This is a genomic window from Streptomyces sp. SAI-170, assembly GCF_049739565.1.
GTDB lineage: Bacteria > Actinomycetota > Actinomycetes > Streptomycetales > Streptomycetaceae > Streptomyces.
This window is the reverse complement of record NZ_JBMGQD010000001.1, coordinates 3,749,209-3,774,703: the sequence shown is the minus strand read 5'-3', so window position 1 is coordinate 3,774,703 and position 25,495 is coordinate 3,749,209. Positions and strand designations below refer to the sequence as shown.

Here is a 25,495-nt window from a genome sequence, read left to right as displayed (position 1 = left end):
CCGGATGCTCCGTCAGTTGCTCTCGGGCACCGGGGCGGGCTCGCCGCCCCGGGCGGTGGTGCCGTAGTCGTTGTGCCAGTGGTGCCGCGCGACGAAACGGTCGGTCGTCCAGCGGTAGGTGATGACATCCTCGCCGGACGGGTCCGTCACCGGGTCGCCGGCGTCGTACACCTGCTTGGTCACCAGCAGATCGCCGCGGTCGATCTCGGCGTAGACCGGCGGCTCCTCGATCCGGAAGACGTTCTCGTAGCGCCCGCCCTCCCTGCGATACACGTACGAGCCGACACCGACGGTGTCCCCGCAGGTCAGCACGTTGATCACGACGTCGTCGACGGTGCCGCCGGTCAGCTCGCCGTAGGAGACGTCGACCGGGTACTCGTCGCCGTTGCACGGGCGCAGATCGCGCTTGACCGCCATCGAGACCAGCGGGTCCTCCTGCACCAACCGGACCGCGTTCACCCGGGCCGGGGTGCCGGCCGACATCGACGGCGAGGCCGCGGCGCCGGTCAGGCCCGAGGCGTGGGCCGGGCCCTCGTCCCTCGTCCCGGTGCCGCCGGTGGAACACGCCGAGAGGGCAAGGGCGAGGGCGGCGAACCCGGCCGTCGCCGTGCTCACCGCCCGCCGGGAGCCCCGGCTCCGTGCCGTCCCCCCGGGACTCCGCAGGGGTCCCGCTCCGGTCAGGCCGCGCAACGCTCCCGCTCCTCACGCTCCAGCGCGCGTGCGTCGAGATCGCGGGACTCCAGCTCCTCGCGGAGCCGTGCGAGGGCCCGGTGCAGCGTGCTCTTGACGGTGCCGGCCGACATGCCGAGGGCGGCGGCCGTCTCCTCCGTGGACATCTGCTCCCAGTGTCGCAGCACGACCACGCTGCGCTGCTTGGGGGCGAGCACCTTCAGCACGTCCATCAGCAGGGCGCGGTCCGCGTGCTGCTCGGTGGAGTCGTCCACACAGGACTCCGGGAGCTGCTCGGTCGGCACCTCCTCCAGCTTGCGCGCCCGCCACCACTCGGTCCGGGTGTTGATCATCACGCGGCGCAGATAGGCGTCCGCCAGCCGCTTGTCGGCGATGCCCTCCCAGCGGCCGTAGGTGCGGGCCAGCGCGGTCTGGAGCAGGTCCTGGGCGTCGACGGGGTCCGGCACCAGCCGGCGGGCGCTGCGCAACAGCGCGTCCTGCCGGGTGCGGACGTACTCCTCGAACTCGAGCACCTCGCCCTGCGCCATGATCAACCGCCTCCCGCTTTTTTCCCCGTGCCTGTTCTGCCCATGAAGCTACGGAGGCGTTGTCACGAGGCTGTCCGAGGCAGCCTGCGGACAGCGCTCGGCTGTCCGTCGGTTGTGTAACAGAAGTAGGCGCGGGGTAAGGGGCCGTACCGGGTTATCCGGTTTTGGGGCGGTCGAGGCGCCGATCAGGCCGACGGCAGCCGATACATTCCGCCCGCCAGCGGTTCCACCAGCCCGTCGGCCACCAGCCCGTCCAGAGCGCGGGCCCGCTGGATCGGCTCATGCCATACGGCGTCCAGCGCGGCCTGTGGCACCGGCGCGTGCGCCTCCCGCAGCACGGCGAGCAGCTTGCCGCGCACCTGACGGTCCGTCCCGGCGTACGTCTGCCCCCGGCGCGGCGGACCGTCGTGCTCCGGCTTGCCCGCGAGCCGCCACGCGCACTGCGCGGCGATCGGGCAGCGGTGGCACGTCTCGTTCTTCGCCGTGCACACCAGCGCGCCCAGCTCCATCGAGGCGGCGGCCCAACGGGCGGCGGTCCGCTCGTCCTCGGGCAGCAGCGCACGGGCCAGCCGGCGCTCGGCGGCCGTCGTGGCGTTCGGCGGGTACTGCACCCCGGTCACCGCGCGGGCGAACACCCGCCGCACATTGGTGTCCAGCACCGCATGCCGCTGTTCGTAGGCGAACGACGCCACCGCGGCCGCCGTGTACTCGCCGATCCCGGGCAGCGCCAGCAACTGGGCGTGGTCGGACGGTACGTCCCCGCCGTGCCGCTCCGTTATGGCGACCGCGGCTCCGTGCAGCCGCAGCGCCCGGCGCGGATAGCCGAGCCGGCCCCAGGCGCGCACCGCCTCACCGGGCGCCTCCCGGGCGAGGTCGGCCGGACGCGGCCAGCGGGCCAGCCACTGCTCGTACACCGGCAGGACCCTGTTCACCGGGGTCTGCTGCAGCATGAACTCGCTGACCATCACCCCCCACGCGCCTGCCTCCGGGCGCCGCCAGGGCAGGTCCCGGGCGTGCTGGTCGAACCACGCGATGACGGGGACGTGCAGTTCCGCTCCCTGCGGTTGCGCTCCCCGGGCGGAGCCCGAGGCGGGGTCCTGCCCGGTCGCACCGGAGGCGGCGGTCCTGTCGTGGGGGAGGGGCGTGCTGTGCGGGGGCTTCGTGGGCGCAGTCATGGCGGTTCCGATCCTGCCATGCGTGAGCACGCCACCGTGAGGACCGCCACCCGAGGGGAGGACGCAGACCTGACGATCAGCAGGGGCGCAGGCCCGCCGGCCGCTTGTAGCGTCGGGTGGATGGAACGTGTCAAGGGCCGCTTGCGGGCCGGTGCACTCGGGCAGCTGCTGCGGGCGGCGCTGCTTTGGGCCGCCCTCGCGGCGCCTGCCATGGCGGCGGACGGGCTCGGGCTGAACGAGGAACGCCCGCTGTGGCAGTCGGCGGTCGGGTTCGGGGTGCTCGCGGTGGCTGTCGGTGTGGCCCGGCGCAGTCCACCGGCGGCGTTCGCGGCGACGGCCGCGCTGAACCTCCTCACCGCGCCCGCCCTGTTCACCGTCTCCTGGACACCGGCGCTCGGCGTGTTCGCCCTGCTGCTCGGGCTGCGGGCACCCCGGACGCGCCCGGCGGCGGCCCTGCTCGCCGCCGTGGGCTGTGCGGGCACGGTCCGCATCGCCCTCCTCGGGGTCGACCCGGCGCCCGAGTGGCTGGTGCTGATGTGCACGCTGCTGTTCTGTTGTGTGTTCCCCTGGCTGGCCGGCCGCTACTGGCGGCAGAGCCGCGAGCTGACCGAGGCCGGCTGGGTCCGCGCCGCCCGCCTGGAGAGCGAGCAGCGACTCGCCGAGGAACGGGCCCGGCTGCGCGAACGGGCGCGGATCGCCCAGGACATGCACGACTCCCTGGGCCACGAACTGAGCCTCATCGCCCTGCGCGCCGGCGCCCTCCAGGTCGCCGCCGACCTGCCCGGGCACCACCGCGCGGCAGCGGCCGACCTGCGCGCGGCGGCCTCCGACGCGACCGACCGACTGCACCGCATCATCGGCGTCCTGCGCGAGGACGACGAACCCCTGCCGCTGGCCCCCGCGGGCGAGAGCCTGGAACAACTCCTCGCACGGGCCGCCGACTCCGGGCTGGAGGTGTCCTGGGAGACACACGGACCCGAGCCGCTCCCCACCGCAGAGGCCGATGCGGTCGGTGAGCGGATCCTGTACCGCGTGGTGCGCGAGGCCCTCACCAACGCGGCACGGCACGCACCCGGTGCCCCGGTCCGGGTGGCGGCGGTCCGGGAGACGGCGGGTACCACCGTCACCATCACCAACGGACGGCCCACCCGCGAGAGTTCCCCGTCCTCGGGCGGATCTGGACTGCTGGGTCTGCGCGCCGCGGTCACCGAGGCGGGCGGCGCCTTCTCGGCCCGGCCGCACGGCGACGGCTTCCAGGTCCGCGCCCGACTCCCCGCGGCCCGCACACCCGCCCGCACCGAGGCGGCCCCCGCGCCGCCCCGGCCCGCCTCCCGCGCCCCCTTCGTGCGCGCCCGCCGCCGCGTCGCCCTCGGCTTCGGCGTGGCGGCCGCCGCCGGGGCCGTCCTGACCGGAGGGGCCTTCGCCTGGTACACGTACACCGAGACGCACTCGGTCCTGCCGCCCGCCGCCTACGCAGGCCTGCGCCTCGGCACCCCGCAGGGCGAGGTCGCCCGGCTGCTGCCCGACCGCTCGGTCGCCGACCCGCCCGCCGACCGCGCCCCGGACGCGCCGCCCGGCGCCGAGTGCCGCTACTACCGTGCGAGCGGCGAACTCCTCACCTCCGTCGACCACTTCAGACTGTGCTTCGCGGACGGCCGGCTGATCGCCAAGGACGTCGTACCGCGGGTGGACGGCGGTGAGCGGGAGCCCGCCGGGCCCGTCGAGGACGAGGAAAGGGAAGAGGAGTGGGGGAGTTGATCCGGATCCTGCTGGCCGACGACGAGGCGATGGTGCGCGCGGGCGTGCGGGCCATCCTCGCCAGCGACGCCGGCATCGAGGTGGTCGCCGAGGCGGCCGACGGCCATGAGGCGGTCGAACTGACCCGGGCCCACCGCCCGGACGTGGCCCTGCTCGACATCCGTATGCCCCGCCTGGACGGCCTGGCCGCCGCGGAGGAGATCGTACGGACCTTGCCCGGCACCGCCGTCGCCATGCTGACCACCTTCTCCGAACGGGCCTATGTGGCCCGTGCCCTCGGCGGCGGCGCGACCGGCTTCCTGCTCAAGTCCGGTGACCCGTACGAGCTGATCGCGGGCGTACGGGCGGTCGCGGCCGGTGCCGCCTTCCTGTCGCCGAAGGTGGCCCGGGACCTCCTCGACGGCCTCGGTGCGGGCGCGCCCGACGGCGGCCGGCTCGGCCGTGAGGCCGCCGCACGCGCACGCGTGGCGGTGCTGTCCCCGCGCGAACGCGAGGTCCTCGGCCTCGTCGGCCAGGGCCTGTCCAACCCCGAGATCGCCGCCCGGCTCCACCTCGTCGAGGGCACGGTGAAGGCGTACGTCAGCGCCGTCCTGGAACGGCTCGGCGTCCGCAACCGGGTGCAGGCGGCGATCGTGGCGTACGAGGCGGGGCTGGCGGGAGAGGAGTGACCCGGGCGGCTCCAGGCCGCTAAGGGCGGCCCGCGAACCAGGTCGCCGTCGGCCGGGAGGAGCCCCGCATCGCCTCCGTCAGCCGGGTCGCCGGGCGCGTCCCCAGACGGATCGCCACGACGGCGACCAGCGCGCCGAGCAGCAGCCCGGCGGCGACGTCGTGCGGATAGTGGACGCCGACGAACACGCGCGAGAACGCCATCAGCAGGGCGAGCGGTGCCGTCACGGCGAGCAGGACGCGCCGGGTGAGGGCCAGGGCGACGGCCGCGGCACCCGCGATCGTCGCGTGGTTGCTGGGGAACGACCAGTCGCCGGTCGGCGGACAGGCCACGAGCGGGCTCACCGCGCCGGCGACCGCACGGCACGGACGCTCCTCGGTGACCGCCGACTTGAGCACCTCACTGCACACATACGCCAGAGCCGTGGCCAGAGGTGCAAGGAACGCGATAGCGAAGGCATGGGAGGTGTCCCGGCGGGCCCGCCACCACGCGACGGCGAACAGCCCACCGAAGAACAGCAGTCCCGCCTCCGTCCATGCCTCGGCCAGGTGCTGTACCCACGTAGGGGTGTCATGCGCCCACTCGGTGATGTCGCGGTACAGCTCGGTGTCATCGGAGTCCATGGTCACGGACCGTAGGCGACGGGCCGGGACGGTCACACCGAGCGATCGTCGGGTCGCTCACCCGACGATCGTCAGGGGTGGGCGTACACCGTCCCGGGATGATGATCCGGAAAAGTTGACGTTCTCAGCGGCGGGTGGGGCGAGCGACGGCGCCGATCTCTCGTACAGTTTGCGCCGTGGGATCTCTGCGCAATCCGGTCGGGCCGCTTCCCTCCTCCATCTACTGGCGACGGAGGGTCGTCATGGTGTCCGTGGTCGCCCTGTTGGCGCTCCTGATCACCTGGATCGTCACCTCGGGCAGCGGCGGAAAGAACACCGCCGACGGCACCAACGGCAAGAATCCCGCGCCTTCCGCCTCCACCATCACCCCAGGCCCCGAGGGTTCCGGTCCGGCGATCAGCCAAGCCCCGGGCGGACGCGACGAGTCGGGCGGCGGCAACTCCAACGGGACGGGCTCCGGGGACGGTTCGAGTACGGGGCAGGGCTCAGACGCGGGCTCCGGGGACGGTTCCGGATCGGCGGACTCGGCCGGCGGGAGCGGTACCGGCGCGGACGGGTCCGGGTCGGCCGGCGGCGCCGTAGACAGCGGCGGTGGCGCGGTCAGCACCCTGCCCCCCGGCTCCTCACTGCCCAACTGCACCGCGAACGCGGTGACGTTGAGCCTGCGCAGCGTGCACAACGCCTACTCGCCCGACCAGACGCCCGCCTTCCAGATCACCGCGAAGAACTCCTCCGGCAGCGACTGCAAGGTCGATCTCGGGCCGAAGAGCGCGGTATTGACGATCACTCACGCCACCGCCGACGACGCGTACTGGTCGTCGGCCGACTGCCCGAAGGACGCCGGCAGCCGGGTCTACCGGGTGCCCGCGGGCAGCAGCATCACCTACACCGTGCGCTGGGACCGCAAGCCGAGCGCCCCCGAGTGCGGGACGCCCCCGCCGGGGTCGGCCGGAGCGGGCACGTACCTGGTCGAGGCCCGGTCCTCCGGGTTTGCGAAGGCGCAGACGTCGTTCGTGCTGAAGGCCGACTGAAGGCCTGAAAGGGTCGACTGAAGGCCGGCTGAGGCTTTGACGGCCATCGCTCGGGGTCGTGCTGTTGCCGGCCGGGCGCGGGCGCGGGTGCGCTGCGGTTTCCCGCACCCCCGCGGCGGAGCCGCATATCGATACAGCCCCGCGCCCCCGGTTCGCCTTGCTAGACGTACCGCTCCAGGATCGACGACTCCGCCAGCCGCGACAGGCCCTCGCGGACGCTGCGCGCGCGGGCCTCGCCGACGCCGTCCACCGTCTGCAGGTCGTCCACGCTCGCGGCGAGCAGCTTCTGCAGGCCGCCGAAGTGCTCGACGAGGCGGTCGATGATGGCGCCGGGCAGCCGCGGCACCTTCGCCAGCAGGCGGAAGCCGCGCGGCGACACGGCCGAGTCGAGGGTCTCGGGCGAGCCGGTGTAGCCCATCGCCCGGGCGACCGTGGACAGTTCGAGCAGCTCGGCGTGGGTCAGCGCGTCGAGCTCGGCCAGGGCCTCCTCGACCGTGCGAGAGCGCTTGGCGGTGGGCTCGGGCACGTAGTCCCGGACGACCAGCTCGCGCTCCGGCTCCACGCCCGCGATCAGCTCGTCCAGCTGGAGGGCCAGGAGTCTGCCGTCGGTGCCCAGTTCGACCACGTACTCGGCGATCTCGGTGGCGATACGGCGGACCATCTCCAGCCGCTGCGCCACGGCGGAGACGTCGCGGACCGTCACCAGGTCCTCGATCTCCAGCGCCGAAAGGGTGCCCGCGACCTCGTCCAGGCGCAGCTTGTAGCGCTCCAGCGTGGCCAGGGCCTGGTTGGCGCGGGACAGGATCGCCGCCGAGTCCTCCAGGACGCGGCGCTGGCCGTCGACGTACAGCGCGACCAGCCGCATCGACTGCGACACCGACACGACCGGGAAGCCGACCTGCTTGGAGACGCGGTCCGCCGTACGGTGCCGGGTGCCGGTCTCCTCGGTGGGGATCGTCGCGTCGGGCACGAACTGCACGCCCGCCCGGAGGATCTTCGACAGGTCCGAGGAGAGCACGATGCCGCCGTCGAGCTTGCACAGCTCGCGCAGCCGGGTCGCGGTGAACTCCACGTCCAGCACAAAACCGCCGGTGCACATGGACTCGACCGTCTTGTCCCAGCCGAGCACGATCAGGCCGCCGGTATTGCCGCGAAGCACCCGTTCCAGGCCGTCACGCAGGGCCGTGCCAGGTGCCACGGCGCTGAGGGAGGCGCGCATCAGGCCATCGGAACCGGCACTCCCACCGGACTTTCCGGGAGCTGCTGCCCGGTCGTTGGCTGCCACTGCACTCCTCCGGTCGCAGGTTCTGGGGCGCTCCCGTATCGCGCACTCTGTTCGTACGGACGGGCGAGACCAGGGCAAAGTCTACCGGCGGTCCTCCGCCTCCCGGGGGGCCTCTCGCCGACGGGAGCGCGGCAGCACTCTGAGGGCGTCCCCTATGTCCGCGACTTCCAGCACCTTCATACCGGCCGGGACCTTGCCCGGATCGCCCGGCACCAGCGCGTGCGTGAAGCCGAGGCGGTGTGCCTCGGCGAGCCTGCGCTGGACGCCGGTGACGCGTCTCACCTCGCCCGCGAGGCCGACCTCGCCGATCGCGACGAGGTTCTTGGGCAGCGGGGTGTCGCTCGCGGCGGAGGCCAGGGCGAGGGCGATGGCGAGGTCGGCGGCGGGCTCCGAGAGCTTCACCCCGCCGACCGTCGCGGAGTAGATGTCCCGTTTGCCCAGTGCGCTGATTCTCCCCCTTTGTTCCAGTACTGCCAGCATCATCGACACCCGCGAGGTCTCCAGGCCGGAGGTGGTGCGGCGGGGCGAGGGGATCTGCGAGTCCACCGTGAGCGCCTGCACCTCGGCGACCAGGGGGCGGCGGCCCTCCAGGGTGACGGTCAGGCAGGTGCCCGGCACCGGCTCCGCACGGCGGGTCAGGAACAGGCCGCTGGGGTCGGCGAGTCCGGTGATGCCCTCGTCGTGCAGTTCGAAGCAGCCGACCTCGTCGGTGGCCCCGTAGCGGTTCTTCACACCGCGCACCAGCCGCAGACGCGCGTGCCGGTCGCCCTCGAAGTGCAGGACGACGTCCACCAGGTGCTCCAGCAGACGGGGCCCCGCGATCGCGCCGTCCTTGGTGACATGGCCCACCAGGAGCGTGGACATGCCGCGCTCCTTGGACGCGCGGATCAGGGCGCCGGCCACCTCGCGGACCTGGGCCATGCCGCCGGGGGCGCCGTCGATCTCCGGGGACGCGACGGTCTGCACCGAGTCGAGGATCAGCAGGGACGGCTTGACGGCGTCGAGGTGGCCGAGGACGGCCGAGAGGTCCGTCTCGGCGGCGAGGTAGAGGTGGTCGTCGAGCGCGCCGATGCGGTCCGCCCGCAGGCGGACCTGGCTGGCGGACTCCTCGCCCGTGACGTACAGGGTGGGGTGCTCCTCGCCGGCCGACTTCGCCGCCACGTCGAGCAGGAGGGTGGACTTGCCCACGCCGGGTTCGCCCGCGAGCAGGACGACCGCGCCGGGGACGAGGCCGCCGCCGAGGACGCGGTCCAGCTCGGGCACGCCGGTGGGGCGCGCGGTGGCCTGCCGGCCGTCGACCTGGCCGATGGGCAGGGCGGAGGTGGTGACCCGGCCGGGCGTCGTCGTGCGCACCGCGGGCGCGCCGTACTCCTCGATCGTGCCCCAGGCCTGGCACTCGGGGCAGCGGCCGAGCCACTTGGCCGTCTGCCAGCCGCACTCCGTGCAGCGGTAGGACGGACGGTCCTTGGTGGTCTTCGTACGGGCAGCCATGGGGAAACCGTAGCCGGAGGGTCTGACAACGGGTGCCTGCGTCGGGCTGCGCCTGATCGCCGTTCGTCTGCTCGCCGTGCGCGACTGGCGGCCGTCGTCGGCCGGTCGCGCAGTTCCCCGCGCCCCTTTCAGGCACATCCACCCGCGGCCCCCTCATCAAGAACCGGCCAGTTCGATCTAGATCGCGCCACCGACACCGGGGTTACTGTCCCCTTATGAGGGATCGTTTCACCCGTACGGAGTAAATGTGCTCAAGGGGCCGGAATGGCCCGCCCTCCGCCGCCTACGGTCGCACGGGTGATGAGCAGCAGCCCGGAGACCTCGACCCGCACCACCGGCGCACACCGGGCGCACCGGGAGGTGCGTGACCGCGGTGCGGCGCGTACGTTGGCGCAGCGGACGCCCGCGCGCTACGAGCCGTACCTGGACGGGCTGTTCACCTACTGCCTGTCCGTACTGTGCGACCACGACGACGCGACGGCCGCCCTGGGCGACGTCCTCGCGGTGGCCGAGCGGCGCGGCACCCGCGCCCCCGAGGCGGCCGGCGACCGCAGGGCCTGGCTGTACGCGCTGGCCCGCTGGGCGTGTCTGCGCAAGATGGCCGAGGCCAAGCAGAAACGTCAGGCCACCCACGCCGCGGGACGGCACGGCCCCCGGCCGCAGCCCGTCCCGCCGGGGACTCCTGCCGTGTCGGAGGACGTCCAGGAGCAGCGGCGGCGCGAGCTGGCGCAGCTGGCCTGGCCGGAGGCGGCGGGCACCACACCGGAGCAGCGGGAGGCGCTGGAACTGGCCGTGCGGCACCACTTGGCGGCGCACGAGGTGGCCGCGGTGCTCGGCATGGACCTCGCCGCCGCGCGGGAGCTCCTCGCGGCCGCCGCCTGCGAGGTGGAGCGCACGCGCGCGGTGCTGGCCGTCGTCGAGACCGGGGCCTGCCCGAGCGTGTCCCGGCTCATCGGTGATCACCAGCTCGTGCTGAGCACCGCCCTGCGGCGGGAACTGGTCCGCCATGTCGACGACTGCCCGCGCTGCCGCAGGGCGGCCGAGCGGGCCGTACCCGGTCGCTGGCCGGGAGCGAGCATCACGCCCGAGGAGCTGCCCGTCCTTCAGGCGCCCCGCGCGGTGCTGCACATGGCCATGACGCACCACCCGCGCGCGCGGGGCGCGGCCGTCCCGCGCTTCGACCGGCGCGGCTTCCCGATGGACCCCAAGGACCGTGCCGCCCGGCGCGACCGGCTCCGCGCGCGTGCCGTGACGACGACCGTGGTCGCGACAGTGGTGGCCGCCCCGGTGATCGCCCTGTGGTCGGCCTACCGGGGCGAGCCGCTCGGCGCCGAGGCGGAGGGCGGCCGGGGCGCCGCCGCCAGCCGCGCGGACGAGGCCGGAGGTCTCGACGGGGTGGCCGCGGGCGGCGGCTACGAGAACGCCGGCAACGCCCGCACCCGGCCCGGAGCGGCCTTCGGCGACGGCGCCCGGTCCGACGTCTCCGTCGAGGTCGTCAGCGTCGCCGGCGCCGGGAAGAAGGGCACCGGGCACCTGGAGGTCACGGCAGGCAACAGCGGCGACACCACGCTGATCACGCTCACCGCGTCCGGGGACGCACCCGTGCGCTGGTCGGCCTCCACCGGCGTCGACTGGCTGTATCTCAGCCAGTCCTCGGGAACCCTCCGGCCCGGCCGGACGTTGACGATCAAGGTGTACGTCGACCATCTGCGCGAGCCCTCCGGCCACTGGCACGCGCGCGTGGCCGTGTCGCCCGCCGGGGCCGTCGTCACGATCGAGGGCTACGGCACCGCACCCACCCCGTCCGACCCCGAGCCGCAGCCCACCGCTCCCCCCGAGCCCACCCCGACCCTGCCCACGCCCACCCCGACGACCTCCGCCCCCAGCGAACCGCCGACGCCGAGCGAGCCACCGCCGTCGTCCCCCGACCCTGAGCCGACCCCGACCAGCCCCGAGCCCACCGACCCCGGCTCGACGCCGCCGCCCAGCGACAGCGGCGACCCGAGCCCCTCGACGTCGTAGGACGTACGACGGTCAGCCGGTCAACCGATCATGGACGGTAAGCCGGTCAACCGGTCATGGACGACGGCCGGTCGACCGGGTCCGCCGGATGCGGAGCCACCAGCGGCAGCTGGGACGCCAGCCGCTGCTCACACAGCTCGACCAGCCGGTCGTAGCCGGCCTTGCCCATCAGCTCGGTCAGTTCCGCCCGGTAGGAGACGTACACCGGGTCGCCCGCGCCGTGCGCCGAGGTCGCCGAGGTGCACCACCAGTGCAGGTCGTGGCCGCCCGGACCCCAGCCGCGTCGGTCGTACTCACCGATGGAGACCTGGAGGACACGCGTGTCGTCGGGCCGGTCGATCCAGTCGAACGTGCGCCGCACCGGCAGCTGCCAGCAGACGTCCGGCTTGGTCTCCAGCGGCTCGCGGCCCTCCTTCAGGGCCAGGATGTGCAGCGAGCAGCCCGCGCCGCCGGCGAAGCCCGGCCGGTTCTGGAAGATGCAGGAGCCCTGGAAGGGGCGGGTCTGGCGGGAGCCCTCGTCGTCCTCGGAGACCCAGCCGTGTTGCGTGCCCTCGTCGTGGTGCTGCCAGATGTCCGGCGTGAGGCGCGCCACATGCTCGGCGACCCGCTTCTCGTCGTCCTCGTCGGAGAAGTGGGCGCCCAGCGAGCAGCACCCGTCGGCCGCGCGGCCCGCCTGGATGCCCTGGCAGCCGCTTCCGAAGATGCAGTTCCAGCGGGAGGTCAGCCATGTCAGATCGCAGCGGAAGACCTGCTCCTCGTCCGCCGGATCCGGGAACTCCACCCACGCGCGCGCGAAGTCGAGGCCTTTCTCGTCCGCCTTCAGGGCCTTGCTCGACAGCCCCTTGGTCGATTTGGCCTTCTTGTCGTCCTTCGCCTTTTTCGTCTTTGGCACGCGTCCAGGGTAAGTGGCCCGGCAACCCCGCCGGGACCGGTCCGGCGAGGTCCGAGGGGAGGGAACACCGCCGCGCGGGCAGTAGCGTTCCGTACATGAGACTCGGTGTCCTCGACGTGGGAAGCAACACGGTGCATCTGCTGGTGGTGGATGCCCACCCCGGCGCGCGCCCCCTGCCCGCGCACTCGCACAAGGTGGAGCTGCGCCTGGCCCAACTCCTCGACGAGGCCGGAGCCATCGGCCCCGAGGGAGTCGACAAACTGATCGCCGTCGTCCATGACGCCCTCCAGGCCGCCGAGGACAAGGGCGTCGAGGAACTGCTGCCGTTCGCCACCTCGGCGGTGCGCGAGGCGAGCAACGCCGACGACGTCCTCGCGCGCGTGAAGGCCGAGACCGGCGTCGAGCTCCAGGTCCTCACCGGCGCCGAGGAGGCCCGTCTCACCTTCCTCGCGGCCCGCCGCTGGTTCGGCTGGTCCGCCGGAAAGCTGCTGGTCCTGGACATCGGCGGCGGCTCCCTGGAGATCGCCTACGGCATCGACGAGGAACCCGACGCCGCCGTCTCCCTGCCCCTGGGCGCGGGCCGCCTCACCTCCGGCTGGCTCCCCGGCGACCCGCCGGACCCCGACGACGTCAGGGCCCTGCGCCGCCATGTCCGCGCCCAGATCGCCCGTACTGTGGGCGAATTCACCCGCTTCGGCGCCCCCGACCACGTCGTCGCCACCTCCAAGACCTTCAAGCAGCTCGCCCGCATGGGCGGCGCCGCCCGCTCCGCCGACGGCCTGTACGTCCAGCGAGACCTCAAGCGCGAGTCCCTGGAGGCCTGGGTGCCGAGGCTGGCCGGCATGACCGCGGCCGAGCGCGCCGAGCTCCCCGGAGTCTCGGAGGGCCGCGCCAACCAGCTCCTGGCGGGCGCCCTGGTGGCCGAGGGCGCGATGGACCTCTTCGGCGTGGAACGCCTGGAGATCTGCCCCTGGGCCCTGCGCGAGGGTGTGATTTTGCGCAAACTGGACCACATGCCGACCTAGGAGAAGCGCCCCCGAAGGGGCGCGGGGAACTGCGCGAACGGCCATATACGGCCCGCACCCGCACGTGACCGGAACCCCCAACGGCGAGTAGGCGACCACGTACCCTGTAGCTCGTGGCAAACCCAGTCGTGCGCATCCCGGACGCGAAGGTCGCCCTGTCGACGGCCTCCGTCTACCCGGAGTCCACGGCGACGGCCTTCGAGATCGCCGCACGCCTCGGCTACGACGGCGTCGAGGTCATGGTCTGGAACGACCCGGTCAGCCAGGACATCGACGCCCTGCGCAGGCTCAGCGACCACCACGGCGTCCCGATCCTCGCCGTGCACGCCCCCTGTCTGCTCATCACCCAGCGCGTGTGGTCCACCGACCCCTGGACCAAGCTCCAGCGGGCCCGCACGGCGGCGGAGAAGCTCGGCGCGAGCACCGTCGTCGTGCACCCGCCCTTCCGCTGGCAGCGTTCGTACGCCCGTGACTTCGTCACCGGGATCTGGCGGATGGCGGACGAGACGGACATACGCTTCGCGGTCGAGAACATGTACCCCTGGCGCTACCGCGACCGCGAGATGCTCGCGTACGCCCCCGACTGGGACGTCACCAAGGACGACTACCGGCACTTCACGATCGACCTCAGCCACACCGCGACCGCCCGCACCGACGCGCTCCAGATGATCGACCGCATGGGCGACCGGCTCGGCCACGTCCACCTCGCCGACGGCCGCGGCTCCGCCAAGGACGAGCACCTCGTGCCCGGCCGCGGCACCCAGCCCTGCGCCGAGGTGCTGGAGCGGCTCGCGGCCACCCGCTTCGACGGGCATGTCGTGATCGAGGTCAACACCCGCCGCGCGATGTCCAGCGCGGAGCGCGAGGCCGACCTCGCCGAGGCGCTGGCCTTCACCCGGCTCCACCTGGCGTCCTCGACGAAGGTGCCGAGGCGATGACCGAGGCGGCCTCCCGGCGGCGCGGCCGGCCTCCGCGCACCGAGTCCGCGGACACCCGCGACCGCATCCTGAACGCGGCCCGCGCGGAGTTCTCCGAACGGGGCTACGACAAGACGTCCGTACGCGGCATCGCCAAGGCCGCCGGAGTCGACTCGGCGCTGGTCCACCATTACTTCGGCACCAAGGAGCAGGTGTTCGAGTCGGCGATCGAGGTCGCTTTCGCGCCCGCCCTGAACGCCCCCGAGGCGCTCGCCGACGGCCCCCTGGACGGCGTAGGAGAGCGGCTCACCCGGTTCGTCTTCGGCATCTGGGAGAACCCCAGTACCCGTACGCCGCTGCTGGCGATCGTGCGGTCCGCCGTCAACAACGACACCGCGGCCGCTGTCTTTCGCCGCCTGGTCGCCTCCCAGCTGCTGCGCCGCGTCGCAGCCCAGCTGGACCTGCCGGACGCCGAGCTGCGGGCCGAGCTGGCGGCGGCGCAGCTGGTGGGGACGGCGATGCTGCGGTACGTGATCAAGGTGGAGCCGCTGGCGTCGGCGGACCCCGAGCAGATCATCCGGCGGCTGGCCCCGGTGGTGCAGGGACACCTGACCGGCCCCTGAACCCGCGCGCACTGAGATCCCTGTCCCGTATTCCGGACACTTCGTCCCGACACCTGGATGACCGGCGTACGCTCGGTATCAGCCCTATCTGTCTGAAGGAGCGAGCGACGATGCCCGAGCTGAGGTCCCGCACAGTCACCCACGGCCGCAACATGGCGGGCGCCCGCGCCCTACTGCGTGCCGCCGGTGTACCCGGCGCGGACATCGGCCGGAAGCCGATCATCGCGGTGGCGAACTCCTTCACCGAGTTCGTGCCCGGCCACACCCACCTCCAGCCGGTCGGCCGAATCGTCAGCGAGGCGATCACGGAGGCGGGCGGCATCCCGCGCGAGTTCAACACGATCGCCGTCGACGACGGCATCGCGATGGGCCACGGCGGCATGCTCTACTCCCTGCCCTCCCGCGACCTGATCGCGGACAGCGTGGAGTACATGGTCGAGGCGCACTGCGCCGACGCCCTGGTCTGCATCTCCAACTGCGACAAGATCACCCCGGGCATGCTGATGGCGGCACTCCGCCTGAACATCCCGACGGTCTTCGTCTCCGGCGGCCCCATGGAGGCCGGCCGCGCCACTCTGGTCGACGGCACGGTCCGCACCCTCGACCTGGTCGACGCGATCTCCGACGCCGTGAACGACAAGATCTCGGACGAGGACATCCTCCGCATCGAGGAGAACGCCTGTCCGACCTGCGGTTCCTGTTCCGGCATGTTCACCGCCAACTCGATGAACTGCCTGACCGAGGCCATCGGCCTGTCCCTGCCCGGCAACGGCTCGGTGCTGGCCACCCACACCGCCCGCAAGCGGCTCTACGTCGACGCCGCCCGCACGGTGATGGACCTGGTCCACCGCTACTACGAGCAGGACGACGAGTCGGTCCTCCCGCTGAACATCGCCACCTTCGCGGCCTTCGAGAACGCCATGGCCCTCGACATCGCGATGGGCGGCTCCACGAACACGATCCTCCACCTGCTGGCCGCCGCCCAGGAAGCGGGCGTCCCCTTCGGCCTGGAGGAGATCGACGCCGTGTCCCGCCGGGTCCCCTGCCTGGCGAAGGTCGCCCCGAACGTCGCCAAGAACCGTACGTACTACATGGAGGACGTCCACCGCGCCGGCGGCATCCCCGCCCTGCTGGGCGAGCTGCACCGAGGCGGCCTGCTCAACGAGGACGTCCACTCCGTGCACAGCACGTCCCTGGCCGACTGGCTCAAGACGTGGGACGTCCGCGGCGGCTCCCCGTCCCCCGAGGCGGTGGAACTGTGGCACGCGGCGCCCGGCTGCGTGCGCTCCTCCGAGGCCTTCTCCCAGTCCGAGCGCTGGGAGGCCCTCGACACGGACGCCGAGAACGGCTGCATCCGCTCCGCCGAGCACGCCTACTCCAAGGACGGCGGCCTCGCGGTCCTCAAGGGCAACCTGGCCGTCGACGGCTGCGTCGTGAAGACGGCCGGCGTCGACGAGTCCATCTGGACCTTCGAGGGCCCCGCGGTCGTCTGCGAGTCCCAGGAGGAAGCCGTCGAGAAGATCCTCAACAAGCAGATCACGCACGGCGACGTCGTCGTCATCCGCTACGAGGGCCCCAAGGGCGGCCCCGGCATGCAGGAGATGCTCCACCCGACCTCCTTCCTCAAGGGCCGCGGCCTCGGCAAGACCTGCGCCCTGGTCACCGACGGCCGCTTCTCCGGCGGCACCTCCGGCCTCTCCATCGGCCACGCCTCCCCCGAGGCGGCCTCCGGCGGCACCATCGCCCTGGTCGAGGACGGCGACCGCATCCGCATCGACATCCCCAACCGCACGATCGAGCTCCTGGTCGACGACGCCGAGCTGGCCCGCCGCGAGCAGGCCCTGGGCGGCAACCACGCCCCCAAGTCCCGCGTCCGCAAGGTCTCCGCGGCACTGCGCGCCTACGCCGCCATGGCCACCAGCGCCGACAAGGGCGCGGTCCGCGACGTGACCAAGCTGGGCTGACACCTCCCGCGCCCCTGGGGCCGCCCTTCCCTCCCGGGAAGGGCGGCCCCTTCGCACATCACCGCCAGGCGGCGGGGTCCTTCGCGGGCACGGAGAAGACGGTGCCGTCGGGGGCGGAGGCGTAGACACGGCCGTCGCGGACGAGGGGTTCGGGCAGCTCACCGGGCACCTTGTCGGAGGCGGCGCTGGGGCGCGGGCGTGTCTGGCCGAGGAGGTGTCCGTTGCGGGCGTCCACCGCGAAGAGCCGTCCGTCGGGGGCGGTGAAGTAGACGTGCCGGGCGTCGGCGACGGGGGCGGAGCCGCGGACCACTGATGTCTCGAGCTGCCACTTCCGCTTTCCCGTGGCTGAGTCGAGGGCTTCCAAGGCCCCCCCGACAGACAGGATGTAGATGCTGTCACCATGGATGCCCACCTGGGCGTCCTGCCGGGGCACGGACAACTTCACCCGGTGCTCCGTCCCTGCCCCCGGGGTGTAGCGGACGACGCCGCTCGTCCTGCCCGAGGCATGGTCCGTGGCGAGGAAGTAGAGCGACCCGTCCTGCGAGGCGGCGAGTTCCAAGGCCCCCTCCAGCCGGGCTTCCCACTTCACGGCACCCGTCCTCGGTACCAATGCCGTGACCGTGCTGAAGCCACCCTCGTTCACCGTCGTCGTGTACGCCAGAGGATCCCCGCGGAACGACACGAAGTACGACGACAGCCCTTCTCCGACCCGGTGGCTCCACAGGTTCTCACCCGTAGCGCCGTCCATGGCCGTGGTCGTTCCGTCAGGGCTGGTGTGCAGGAGCGTGTCCCCGGCAGGCTGCATCCCCCCGGACGGGCCTGGCGTCCGATGGTGCCAACGCACTTTGCCCGACGCGGGATCGATGGCCTCGAGCTGCTCGGTCCCCTCTGCCAGGGGGTGCACCAGGCCACCGGACAGGACGGGTGCGCCGCTGCGCTGGGACCCCATGATGGAACGCCGCCACAGCAGCGTGCCATCGGCCGGATCCAGCGCGAAGACCACGTCCCGCTGCCCACACAGCAGCCTTCCGTCGCCGTAGGAGCACTGCGGAGCTGTCGTGTCACCGGCCACGGGCTCGGTCTCCCACGCCCGGACGGCGGCGGAAGCGGTGTGCGTACCGGCGGTTTCCGCAGCCTTGGGCTCGTCGGTCACCACGCGGAGAGCGACGACGGCACTGACCGCCAGGACCACCAATGTGGCGGCGCCGACGACCGTCCGCCTGCCCCGGCGCTTGCGGGCCGCGCCAACCGCGGAAGCGGGACGGGGCTGTGGTTTCGGGACGTCGGCCGTGCGCTGTGTCGGGATGAACGCCTGCGTGTCGTAGGAAGCGGCGAGCGACCGGAGCTCGCGCATGAGCTCGTCGGGCGTGGGCCGTTCCTCGGGCTCCTTCGCCAGACACCGTGACACCAGCGGCGCGAGACTGCCCGGCACGTCGGTCAGGTCGGGCTCGTCGTGCACGACCTGGTAGGCGACGACATAGGGGCTGTCGGAGTCGAACGGCCCCCGTCCGGTCGCCGCATGCACCATCACCGAACCGAGCGCGAAGATGTCCGCCGCGGGCCCGACCTCCCGTGGCCGACGGAACTGTTCGGGAGCCATGAACGGCGGCGTACCGATCAACTTTCCGGTCTCGGTCCGCAGTTCACTGTCCTTGGGTCGGGATATACCGAAGTCGATGACCTTCGGACCGTCTTCGGCGAGCAGCACGTTGCTCGGCTTCAGATCCCGGTGCACGACTCCGACACGATGAATGTCCCGCAGAGCCTCGGCCAGTCCGGCCATCAGCCGACGCAACTGCTCGACATTCATCGGCCCGTTCCGCTTCACATGCTCCGCGAGCGTCGGCCCAGGGATGAAGAGCGTGGCCATCCAGGGCCGTTCGGCCTCGGGATCGGCATCCACCACGGGCGCGGTGAAGGCCCCGCTCACCCGCCGAGCCGCAGCTACCTCCTGCCGGAACCTCCCCCTGAACTCGGGGTCCCTCGCGAACTCGGCATGTACGACCTTCACGGCGAGCTGCATCCCGGAGGTGCTGCGCGCCAGGTGCACGACCCCCATCCCGCCGGAGCCCAGGCGCGACTCCAAGAGGTAGTGGCCGGCGTACTCGGGAAGTTCCGCTTCCGCCCCTATCCCGATGTTGCTCTGCGGCGCCATGGACCACCCCCGTGCTGTTCGTCCGCGCGCGCGACGCACGGAGCCTAGTCGATGACTCGTACGAGGCCGAGGCGGCTTGCTAGCCTCCGTGTGCGAGTTGTGCACGCGCGTTCCAGGGCGTGATTCCAAGCATCAGCGGCCCCGCGGGCGGTGCTCAAGGGGCCCAACGGGGGAGGTATTCATGGCAGTCGACCATGTCGCGGAAGGTGAGGGCGAGGAGCTGTCCGCCACGGCGTCCGACGTCCTGACCTACTACTCGGTCGCTCCGGGCGTCCGGCTGAATGTCCGCAGCGGTCCGGGCACCGGCTACCGCATCGTGCGAGTCCTGCCGGAAGGATCGAAGGTCCCGATCTACTGCCAGTGCCCCGGCACCCGGGTGACGGGCCCCTACGGCACCTCGAGCCTCTGGGACAACATCAGCAACGGCGAGTACGTCTCCGACGCGTACGTGAACACGGGCAGCGACGGCTACGTCGCCTCCCGCTGCATCTGATCTCGACGCCGACAAGGACAGGACCGCAATGGCACTGCTCGGACGCGCATCCCTCCTCCTGACAGCCGTGGCCGGCGCATTCCTGCTGCTGGTCGGGGTGTCGCCCACGGCCACGGCAGCCGTGATGCGCTCCTACTCGATCGCTCCGGACGTCCGGCTCAACGTCCGCAGCGGCCCCGGCACCGGCTACCGCATCGTGCGGGTCCTCCCGGAGGGCTCCAAGGTGGCGATCTTCTGCCAGATGCCGGGCACGACGGTGACCGGTCCGTACGGCACGTCGAACCTCTGGGACAACATCGACGACGGCGAGTTCGTCTCCGACGCGTACGTGAACACGGGCAGCGACCGCTACGTGGCCTCCCGCTGCGCCTGAGCCCCCCGGCTCCCGAGGCGAAAACGGAGCCCGCCCCACCCCAGCCGCATAATCGACCCGTGAGCGACAAGCAGAACGGCAACGGCAGCGGCACCCGGGACCAGGCGGCGGGCTCCCGGCCGGAGGCCCCCGCCCCCGAACCCCTCCGGTACTTCGGCACGACCTGGGTGGAGCACGACAACGGCTACACCCTCCGCCGCATCGCCGCCTCCGTCGGCTCGCTCGCCCTCGCCGCCGGCTCCTGCCTGGTCCTGCGATTCGCCTACGAGGGCCTGCAGATCGCGGACATCGGCACGTTCGTCACCCTCCTGGTCACCGTGATGTTCGCCGCGTGCAGCGCGCTCGCCTTCGGCCACACCTGGGACAGCTTCCGCAAGCGCCCCGACCCCGACCGCCAGGCCTCCCTGCGCGGCCTGCTCACCATCGGCTTCGTCGGCTCCCTGCTCGCCTACTTCGTCCGCTCGCTCACCGAGGCCCCCGGCGAGAAACTGCACCGCCGGGAGTACGAGACGGCCCTGCAGGAACACCAGAAGCGTTCGGCCCGCCGGACAGGCAACCCGGCGAGGAAGCGCCGCCGCTCCTGACCCCGGAAAAGCCCCCGCACACCAAGCCGCCCATGGGCACGATGACCTCATGACGGCTCCCACACACAGCGCCCGAGCCCACTCCTTCAACGCGGCCGCGGCCCAGTACGCCGCCAACCGGCCCTCCTACCCGCCCGCCCTCCTCGACGCGATCGAGGACCTCGCCGGCCGCCCCCTGCACGGCGCCCGCGTCGCGGACATAGGCGCCGGTACGGGCATAGCCACCGCCCTGCTGCGCGCCCGCGGCGCCGAGGTGATCGCCGTGGAACCCGGCTCCGGCATGGCGGCCGAGTTCCGCCGCGCGCACCCCGACGTACCCCTCGTCCGAGGCGACGGCAACCACCTCCCCCTCGCCTCCGCCTCCGTCGACCTCCTCACCTACGCCCAGTCCTGGCACTGGACCGACCCCGCCCGCTCCGTCCCGGAGGCCCTGCGCGTGCTGCGCCCCGGCGGCGCGCTCGCCCTGTGGTGGAACATGGGCGCCGCGGACGTGCCCTGGATCGCCGAGGCGGGCGCCCGCCAGGCAGCGCACTTCGGCATCGACATCGAGGCCTATAAGAAGCGCGACACGCACCCCGAAGTCGCCGACCCCGAAGGCCGCCTCGACCTCACCCCCCGCACCCTGCGCTGGAGCCGTCGCATCCCCGTCGACACCCACCTCGCCAACCTCGGCAGCCACTCGATGTTCCTCACCGACACCGAGGAACGCCGCACCGCCTTCCTCACCGCCGAGCGCGAGCACCTGCTGAAGGCCTTCCCCGACGGAATCGTCGAGGAGACCTACGACGTCGACCTGCTCGTCGCCCGCACCGACACCTGACCCCACGGCCCACTCCAGCCACACCTCCCGGCCGTGCGGCAGCGTGTCCAGCCACTCGAAGGCAGGCACCACCCCAGAACCCGGCTTCGGCCTCGGCATCGACGCGAGCGCCGAGCCGGGGCAGGGGCCGACCGCTGGAGCCCGCCGCCATGAAGCGGAGCTGGGCCCTGCGCCGGCACGGCGATCCACACACCCACCGGTGACCGTCCCAGCGCTCCGCCGCAGCCTCCGGACTCCTCCGCTCACCTTGACGCGTCATCGAGGCGCGAGGATTATTCATCACATGGTGAATTACAGGTCCGAGCCCCCGGACCACGACCCCCGAACCGCCTCCCTACGCGACCCCGACCCCCTCGACACCCCCGCCGTCCGCGCCGCCGGACTCACCGTCGTCCGCGGCCCCCGCACCGTCCTGCACGACCTCCACTTCACCGTCCCGCGCGGCCAGATCACCGGACTCCTCGGCCCCTCCGGCTGCGGCAAGTCCACCCTCATGCGGGCCATCGTCGGCACCCAGGCCAAGGTCACCGGCACCCTCGACGTCCTCGGCCGCCCCGCAGGCCACCCCCGCCTGCGCACCCGCATCGGCTACGTCACCCAGGCCCCCTCCGTCTACGACGACCTCACCGTCCGCCAGAACCTCGACTACTTCGCCGCGATCCTCACCCCCGGCCACGCAGCCGCCGCACAACGCCACAGCGACGTCACCCGCGCCATCGACGACGTCGACCTCACCAGCCACGCCGACACCCTCGCCGGCAACCTCTCCGGCGGACAGCGCAGCCGCGTCTCCCTCGCCGTCGCCCTCCTCGGCACCCCCGAACTCCTCGTCCTGGACGAACCCACCGTCGGACTCGACCCGGTCCTGCGCCGCGACCTGTGGAACCTCTTCCACGACATCGCCACCCGCCGCGGCGCCACCCTCCTCGTCTCCTCGCACGTCATGGACGAAGCCGAACGCTGCCACCGCCTGCTCCTCATGCGCGACGGCCGCATCCTCGCCGACGACACCCCCGACGCCCTGCGCACCCGCACCAGCACCGACACCGTCGAGGACGCCTTCCTCCACCTGGTGGACCAGGCGACAGCAGCCACGAACCCGAACCCGAGCAACGGCCCGAAAGAGACCACCCGATGACCACCACGACAAGCACAGCGACACCGCCCGCCCCCACCGGCGCCCTCCACCCCGCCCGCACCCTCGCCACCGCGGCCCGCGTCCTGCGCCAGCTCCGCCACGACCCGCGCACCATCGCGATGATGGTCCTCATCCCGTGCGTGATGCTCTTCCTGCTGCGCTACGTCTTCGACGGCAGCCCACGCGTCTTCGACAACATCGGCGCCTCGCTCCTCGGCATCTTCCCCCTCATCACCATGTTCCTGGTGACCTCCATCGCCACCCTGCGCGAACGCACCTCCGGCACCCTCGAACGCCTCCTCGCCATGCCCCTCGGCAAAGCCGACCTCATCGCCGGCTACGCCCTCGCCTTCGGCGCCCTCGCGATCATCCAGTCCGCCCTCGCCACCGGCCTCGCCCTGTGGTTCCTCGGCCTCGACGTCACCGGCTCCCCCTGGCTCCTCCTTCTCGTCGCCCTGCTCGACGCCCTTCTCGGCACCGCCCTCGGCCTCTTCGTCTCCGCCTTCGCGGCCTCCGAGTTCCAGGCCGTCCAGTTCATGCCGGCCGTGATCTTCCCCCAGCTCCTCCTCTGCGGCCTGTTCACCCCGCGCGCGAACATGCACCCCGCCCTGGAGGCCCTCTCCGACGTCCTGCCCATGTCCTACGCCGTCGACGGCATGAACGAGGTCCTCCACCACACCGACATGACCGCCACCTTCGTCCGCGACGCCCTCGTCGTCGCCGGCTGCGCCCTGCTCGTCCTGACCCTCGGCGCGGCGACCCTCAGGCGCCGGACCGCATGACGGACAGCCGAGCAGGGCCGGCGGCGCCGGTGCGAGGATGAACCCGGACGACGCACACCCCGGAGGGCACCTGAGCATGACCCAGAAAGTCGCAGTCCTCGGCACCGGCAAGATCGGCGAAGCCCTGCTCAGCGGAATGATCCGCGCCGGCTGGTCCCCCGCCGACCTCCTGGTCACCGCCCGCCGCCCCGAACGGGCCGAAGAACTCCGCACCCGCTACGGAGTCACCCCGGTCACCAACACCGAGGCCGCCAAGACCGCCGACACGCTCATCCTCACGGTCAAACCGCAGGACATGGGCACCCTCCTCGACGAACTCGCCCCGCACATCCCCGCCGACCGCCTGGTCATCAGCGGCGCCGCGGGCATCCCCACCTCCTTCTTCGAAGAGCGCCTCGCCGCCGGCACCCCGGTCGTCCGCGTCATGACGAACACCCCCGCCCTCGTCGACGAGGCCATGTCCGTCATCTCCGCCGGCACCCACGCCACCGCCGACCACCTCGCCCACACCGAGGAGATCTTCGGCGCCGTCGGCAAGACCCTGCGCGTCCCCGAGTCCCAGCAGGACGCCTGCACCGCCCTCTCCGGCTCCGGCCCGGCCTACTTCTTCTACCTGGTCGAAGCCATGACCGATGCCGGCATCCTGCTCGGCCTGCCCCGCGACAAGGCCCACGACCTCATCGTGCAGTCCGCGATCGGCGCCGCCACGATGCTCCGCGACAGCGGCGAACACCCGGTCAAGCTCCGCGAGAACGTCACCTCGCCCGCCGGCACCACCATCAACGCCATCCGCGAACTCGAGAACCACGGCGTACGAGCCGCCCTCATCGCCGCCCTCGAAGCCGCCCGCGACCGCAGCCGCGAGCTGGCCTCCGGCAACAACAGCTGACCCCCCGGGCGCGGCGGCTCACCCGCCGCGCCTACCCGGCGGCGCTCACCACCGCCCCCGTCACCGCCCCGGTCTCAGCGGCGGGCAGCAACCCGATCGCCCGATAGGCGGCATCCACGGTCGGCCGCGCCATCGCCCGCGCCTTCTCCGCACCACGCCGCAGCACCTCCTCCACATACGCAGGGTCCGCGCACAACTCCTTGTGCCTGGCCTGTACGGGCCTGAGGAGTTCGACCACGGCCTCTGCGGTGTCCTTCTTCAAGGCGCCGTACGACTCATATACACCGCTCAGGTCCGCGGGGTTCCCATTCGTGCACGCGGCCAGGATCTCCAGCAGATTCGACACCCCCGGCCGCCCCTCGCGGTCGTACACGACGTCCTGCCCGCTGTCGGTCACGGCCCGCATCACCTTCTTGCGCACCACGTCCGGCTCGTCCAGCAGATAGACGATCCCCGGCCCCACGTCGTCGCTCTTCCCCATCTTCGACGCCGGCTCCTGCAGGTTCATCACCCGAGCCGCCACCGCCGGGACCGTCGCCCTCGGCACCACGAACGTGTGCCCGTACCGCTGGTTGAACCGCACCGCGAGATCCCGCGTCAGCTCGACATGCTGCGCCTGGTCGTCCCCGACCGGCACCTCGTCCGCGCCGTACGCCAGGATGTCCGCTGCCATCAGCACGGGATACGTCAGCAACGACAGCCGCACACTCCCGCCCCGCTCCCGCTCGCGCGCCGCCTTCTCCTTGTACTGGATCATCCGCCGCATCTCGCCGTCGGTGGCCACACACTCCAGTACGTACGACAGCCGCGCGTGCTCATCCACATGACTCTGTACGAATACGGTGCACAGCTCCGGGTCCAGCCCGGCCGCGAGCAGCAGGGTGGCCGCCTGCCGGCTCAGCCGGCGCACCCGCGCGGGGTCGTGGTCCACGGTCAGCGCGTGCAGGTCGACGACGCAGAACAGCGCGTCCGACCGATGCTGATCCACCTCGGCCCACTGCCGCATGGCCCCCAGATAGTTCCCCAGCGTCAGATGCCCGGTCGGCTTGACCCCGCTGAAGACCCGCTTCATCTCCTACCTCCTGGTCGAGACCGCCGCACCCGCCGGCCGGCTCCCAGGAGGGAGATACAAGAACGGCCGCCGAAGCGGCGGCCGTTGAGTGCATACGTGAGTCCGGCCGCCCGTCAGGCGGCCCACCACTGCTGGTGACACGTACGCGTAGTCATGACGCCCACGGTACGCCTCAGGGACCCCTTCCGGGGCCGGGTTGACACGATCTCCCTCGGTCCGTACTGTTCTCCGAGTTGTCCGACGTGAGCGCCGACCAAGGTCGGTCCCCGGACAGCCATTCCGCAAGTACCAACCACTCTCGACGCGCAGTCGGCTCGTCCGCCTGTCGTCGCGTCATTGGCATGTGTATTCGCGAAATGAGGAATCCGCGTTCGAAAGGGCGCAGGCCCCCGATTAGCTCGGGAGCCAGGAATCCGCTAAAGTCTCACTCGTCGGAACGGCCAAGCGGCCGGGAAGACAAACCCCCTGACTGGGAGTCAGACGCCGAAAGGATCTGATA

24 protein-coding genes are annotated in these 25,495 nt (G+C 72.2%); 15 read left to right on the top strand and 9 right to left on the bottom strand.

Annotated features, from left to right (window positions below; all coding sequences use genetic code 11):
* Window positions 1-12 precede the first annotated feature (12 nt).
* From RKD23_RS16815 to RKD23_RS16805, 3 genes are all read right to left on the bottom strand, one after another.
* Window positions 13-690, bottom strand: coding sequence for a hypothetical protein (locus RKD23_RS16815; protein WP_424854400.1), 678 nt, complete (start codon window positions 688-690; stop codon window positions 13-15).
* Window positions 678-1,217, bottom strand: a complete 540-nt coding sequence (locus RKD23_RS16810; RefSeq protein ID WP_399643610.1) for a SigE family RNA polymerase sigma factor — start codon at window positions 1,215-1,217, stop codon at window positions 678-680. The genes RKD23_RS16815 and RKD23_RS16810 overlap by 13 nt, the downstream gene beginning before the upstream one ends.
* A gap of 185 nt (window positions 1,218-1,402) precedes the next feature.
* A complete protein-coding gene (locus RKD23_RS16805; protein WP_424854399.1) occupies window positions 1,403-2,392 on the bottom strand; it encodes an A/G-specific adenine glycosylase in 990 nt (329 codons plus the stop codon).
* A gap of 120 nt (window positions 2,393-2,512) precedes the next feature.
* On the opposite strand from RKD23_RS16805, the gene RKD23_RS16800 reads away from it, so the two are divergent.
* Both RKD23_RS16800 and RKD23_RS16795 read left to right on the top strand, forming a co-directional pair.
* Complete coding sequence (locus RKD23_RS16800; protein ID WP_424854398.1) at window positions 2,513-4,150, top strand: sensor histidine kinase; 1,638 nt, start codon at window positions 2,513-2,515, stop codon at window positions 4,148-4,150.
* Complete coding sequence (locus tag RKD23_RS16795) at window positions 4,147-4,818, top strand: response regulator (RefSeq protein WP_424858256.1); 672 nt, start codon at window positions 4,147-4,149, stop codon at window positions 4,816-4,818. The genes RKD23_RS16800 and RKD23_RS16795 overlap by 4 nt, the downstream gene beginning before the upstream one ends.
* 19 nt (window positions 4,819-4,837) lie before the next feature.
* On the opposite strand, the gene RKD23_RS16790 is transcribed toward RKD23_RS16795, so the two are convergent.
* Window positions 4,838-5,440: a phosphatase PAP2 family protein gene (locus RKD23_RS16790; protein WP_424854397.1), complete on the bottom strand. Its 603-nt coding sequence runs from the start codon at window positions 5,438-5,440 to the stop codon at window positions 4,838-4,840.
* Window positions 5,441-5,616: 176 nt separating this feature from the next.
* Here RKD23_RS16790 and RKD23_RS16785 point away from each other — a divergent pair, with 176 nt between their 5' ends.
* On the top strand, window positions 5,617-6,471 hold the full coding sequence (locus RKD23_RS16785; protein WP_424854396.1) for a hypothetical protein: 855 nt from the start codon (window positions 5,617-5,619) through the stop codon (window positions 6,469-6,471).
* 160 nt (window positions 6,472-6,631) lie between these two features.
* Here the strand turns inward: RKD23_RS16785 and disA are convergent, their stop codons facing one another.
* Together disA and radA are read right to left on the bottom strand one after the other, a co-directional pair.
* On the bottom strand, window positions 6,632-7,756 hold the full coding sequence (gene disA, locus RKD23_RS16780) for a DNA integrity scanning diadenylate cyclase DisA (RefSeq protein ID WP_404038224.1): 1,125 nt from the start codon (window positions 7,754-7,756) through the stop codon (window positions 6,632-6,634).
* Window positions 7,757-7,837: 81 nt separating this feature from the next.
* A complete protein-coding gene (gene radA, locus RKD23_RS16775; protein WP_424854395.1) occupies window positions 7,838-9,247 on the bottom strand; it encodes a DNA repair protein RadA in 1,410 nt (469 codons plus the stop codon).
* A 297-nt stretch (window positions 9,248-9,544) separates the two neighbouring features.
* Here radA and RKD23_RS16770 point away from each other — a divergent pair, with 297 nt between their 5' ends.
* Entirely contained in the window at window positions 9,545-11,269 is a 1,725-nt protein-coding gene (locus RKD23_RS16770; RefSeq protein WP_424854394.1) for a BACON domain-containing protein, read from the top strand.
* 46 nt (window positions 11,270-11,315) lie between these two features.
* On the opposite strand, the gene RKD23_RS16765 is transcribed toward RKD23_RS16770, so the two are convergent.
* A complete protein-coding gene (locus RKD23_RS16765) occupies window positions 11,316-12,161 on the bottom strand; it encodes a hypothetical protein (RefSeq protein WP_424854393.1) in 846 nt (281 codons plus the stop codon).
* Between the two features lie 95 nt (window positions 12,162-12,256).
* On the opposite strand from RKD23_RS16765, the gene RKD23_RS16760 reads away from it, so the two are divergent.
* The 4 genes from RKD23_RS16760 to ilvD all read left to right on the top strand — a co-directional run bounded on the left by RKD23_RS16760 (window position 12,257) and on the right by ilvD (window position 16,690).
* Complete coding sequence (locus RKD23_RS16760) at window positions 12,257-13,186, top strand: Ppx/GppA family phosphatase (RefSeq protein ID WP_424854392.1); 930 nt, start codon at window positions 12,257-12,259, stop codon at window positions 13,184-13,186.
* Between the two features lie 113 nt (window positions 13,187-13,299).
* Window positions 13,300-14,124 (top strand): sugar phosphate isomerase/epimerase family protein, encoded by an 825-nt coding sequence (locus RKD23_RS16755; protein ID WP_424854391.1) that lies wholly within the window; start codon window positions 13,300-13,302, stop codon window positions 14,122-14,124.
* Window positions 14,121-14,726 (top strand): TetR family transcriptional regulator, encoded by a 606-nt coding sequence (locus RKD23_RS16750; RefSeq protein WP_424854390.1) that lies wholly within the window; start codon window positions 14,121-14,123, stop codon window positions 14,724-14,726. Before RKD23_RS16755 ends, RKD23_RS16750 begins: the two co-directional genes overlap by 4 nt.
* A 110-nt stretch (window positions 14,727-14,836) precedes the next feature.
* Window positions 14,837-16,690 (top strand): dihydroxy-acid dehydratase, encoded by a 1,854-nt coding sequence (gene ilvD / locus RKD23_RS16745; RefSeq protein WP_424854389.1) that lies wholly within the window; start codon window positions 14,837-14,839, stop codon window positions 16,688-16,690.
* 58 nt (window positions 16,691-16,748) lie between these two features.
* Here ilvD and RKD23_RS16740 read toward each other — a convergent pair whose 3' ends face one another.
* A complete protein-coding gene (locus tag RKD23_RS16740; protein WP_424854388.1) occupies window positions 16,749-18,845 on the bottom strand; it encodes a serine/threonine-protein kinase in 2,097 nt (698 codons plus the stop codon).
* A gap of 181 nt (window positions 18,846-19,026) precedes the next feature.
* Between RKD23_RS16740 and RKD23_RS16735 the strand changes: the two genes are divergently transcribed.
* From RKD23_RS16735 to proC, 7 genes are all read left to right on the top strand, one after another.
* Window positions 19,027-19,338, top strand: coding sequence for an SH3 domain-containing protein (locus RKD23_RS16735; protein ID WP_424854387.1), 312 nt, complete (start codon window positions 19,027-19,029; stop codon window positions 19,336-19,338).
* A 28-nt stretch (window positions 19,339-19,366) separates the two neighbouring features.
* On the top strand, window positions 19,367-19,711 hold the full coding sequence (locus RKD23_RS16730; RefSeq protein WP_424854386.1) for an SH3 domain-containing protein: 345 nt from the start codon (window positions 19,367-19,369) through the stop codon (window positions 19,709-19,711).
* 59 nt (window positions 19,712-19,770) lie between these two features.
* Entirely contained in the window at window positions 19,771-20,295 is a 525-nt protein-coding gene (locus RKD23_RS16725) for an EamA/RhaT family transporter (RefSeq protein ID WP_424854385.1), read from the top strand.
* 49 nt (window positions 20,296-20,344) lie between these two features.
* Entirely contained in the window at window positions 20,345-21,115 is a 771-nt protein-coding gene (locus tag RKD23_RS16720) for a class I SAM-dependent methyltransferase (protein ID WP_424854384.1), read from the top strand.
* Between the two features lie 283 nt (window positions 21,116-21,398).
* On the top strand, window positions 21,399-22,253 hold the full coding sequence (locus RKD23_RS16715; protein WP_424854383.1) for an ABC transporter ATP-binding protein: 855 nt from the start codon (window positions 21,399-21,401) through the stop codon (window positions 22,251-22,253).
* Window positions 22,250-23,035, top strand: a complete 786-nt coding sequence (locus tag RKD23_RS16710) for an ABC transporter permease (protein ID WP_424854382.1) — start codon at window positions 22,250-22,252, stop codon at window positions 23,033-23,035. The genes RKD23_RS16715 and RKD23_RS16710 overlap by 4 nt, the downstream gene beginning before the upstream one ends.
* A 76-nt stretch (window positions 23,036-23,111) precedes the next feature.
* Window positions 23,112-23,924 (top strand): pyrroline-5-carboxylate reductase, encoded by an 813-nt coding sequence (gene proC, locus RKD23_RS16705; protein ID WP_424854381.1) that lies wholly within the window; start codon window positions 23,112-23,114, stop codon window positions 23,922-23,924.
* Window positions 23,925-23,955: 31 nt separating this feature from the next.
* Here proC and trpS read toward each other — a convergent pair whose 3' ends face one another.
* Entirely contained in the window at window positions 23,956-24,996 is a 1,041-nt protein-coding gene (gene trpS, locus RKD23_RS16700; protein ID WP_424854380.1) for a tryptophan--tRNA ligase, read from the bottom strand.
* Window positions 24,997-25,495 lie beyond the last annotated feature (499 nt).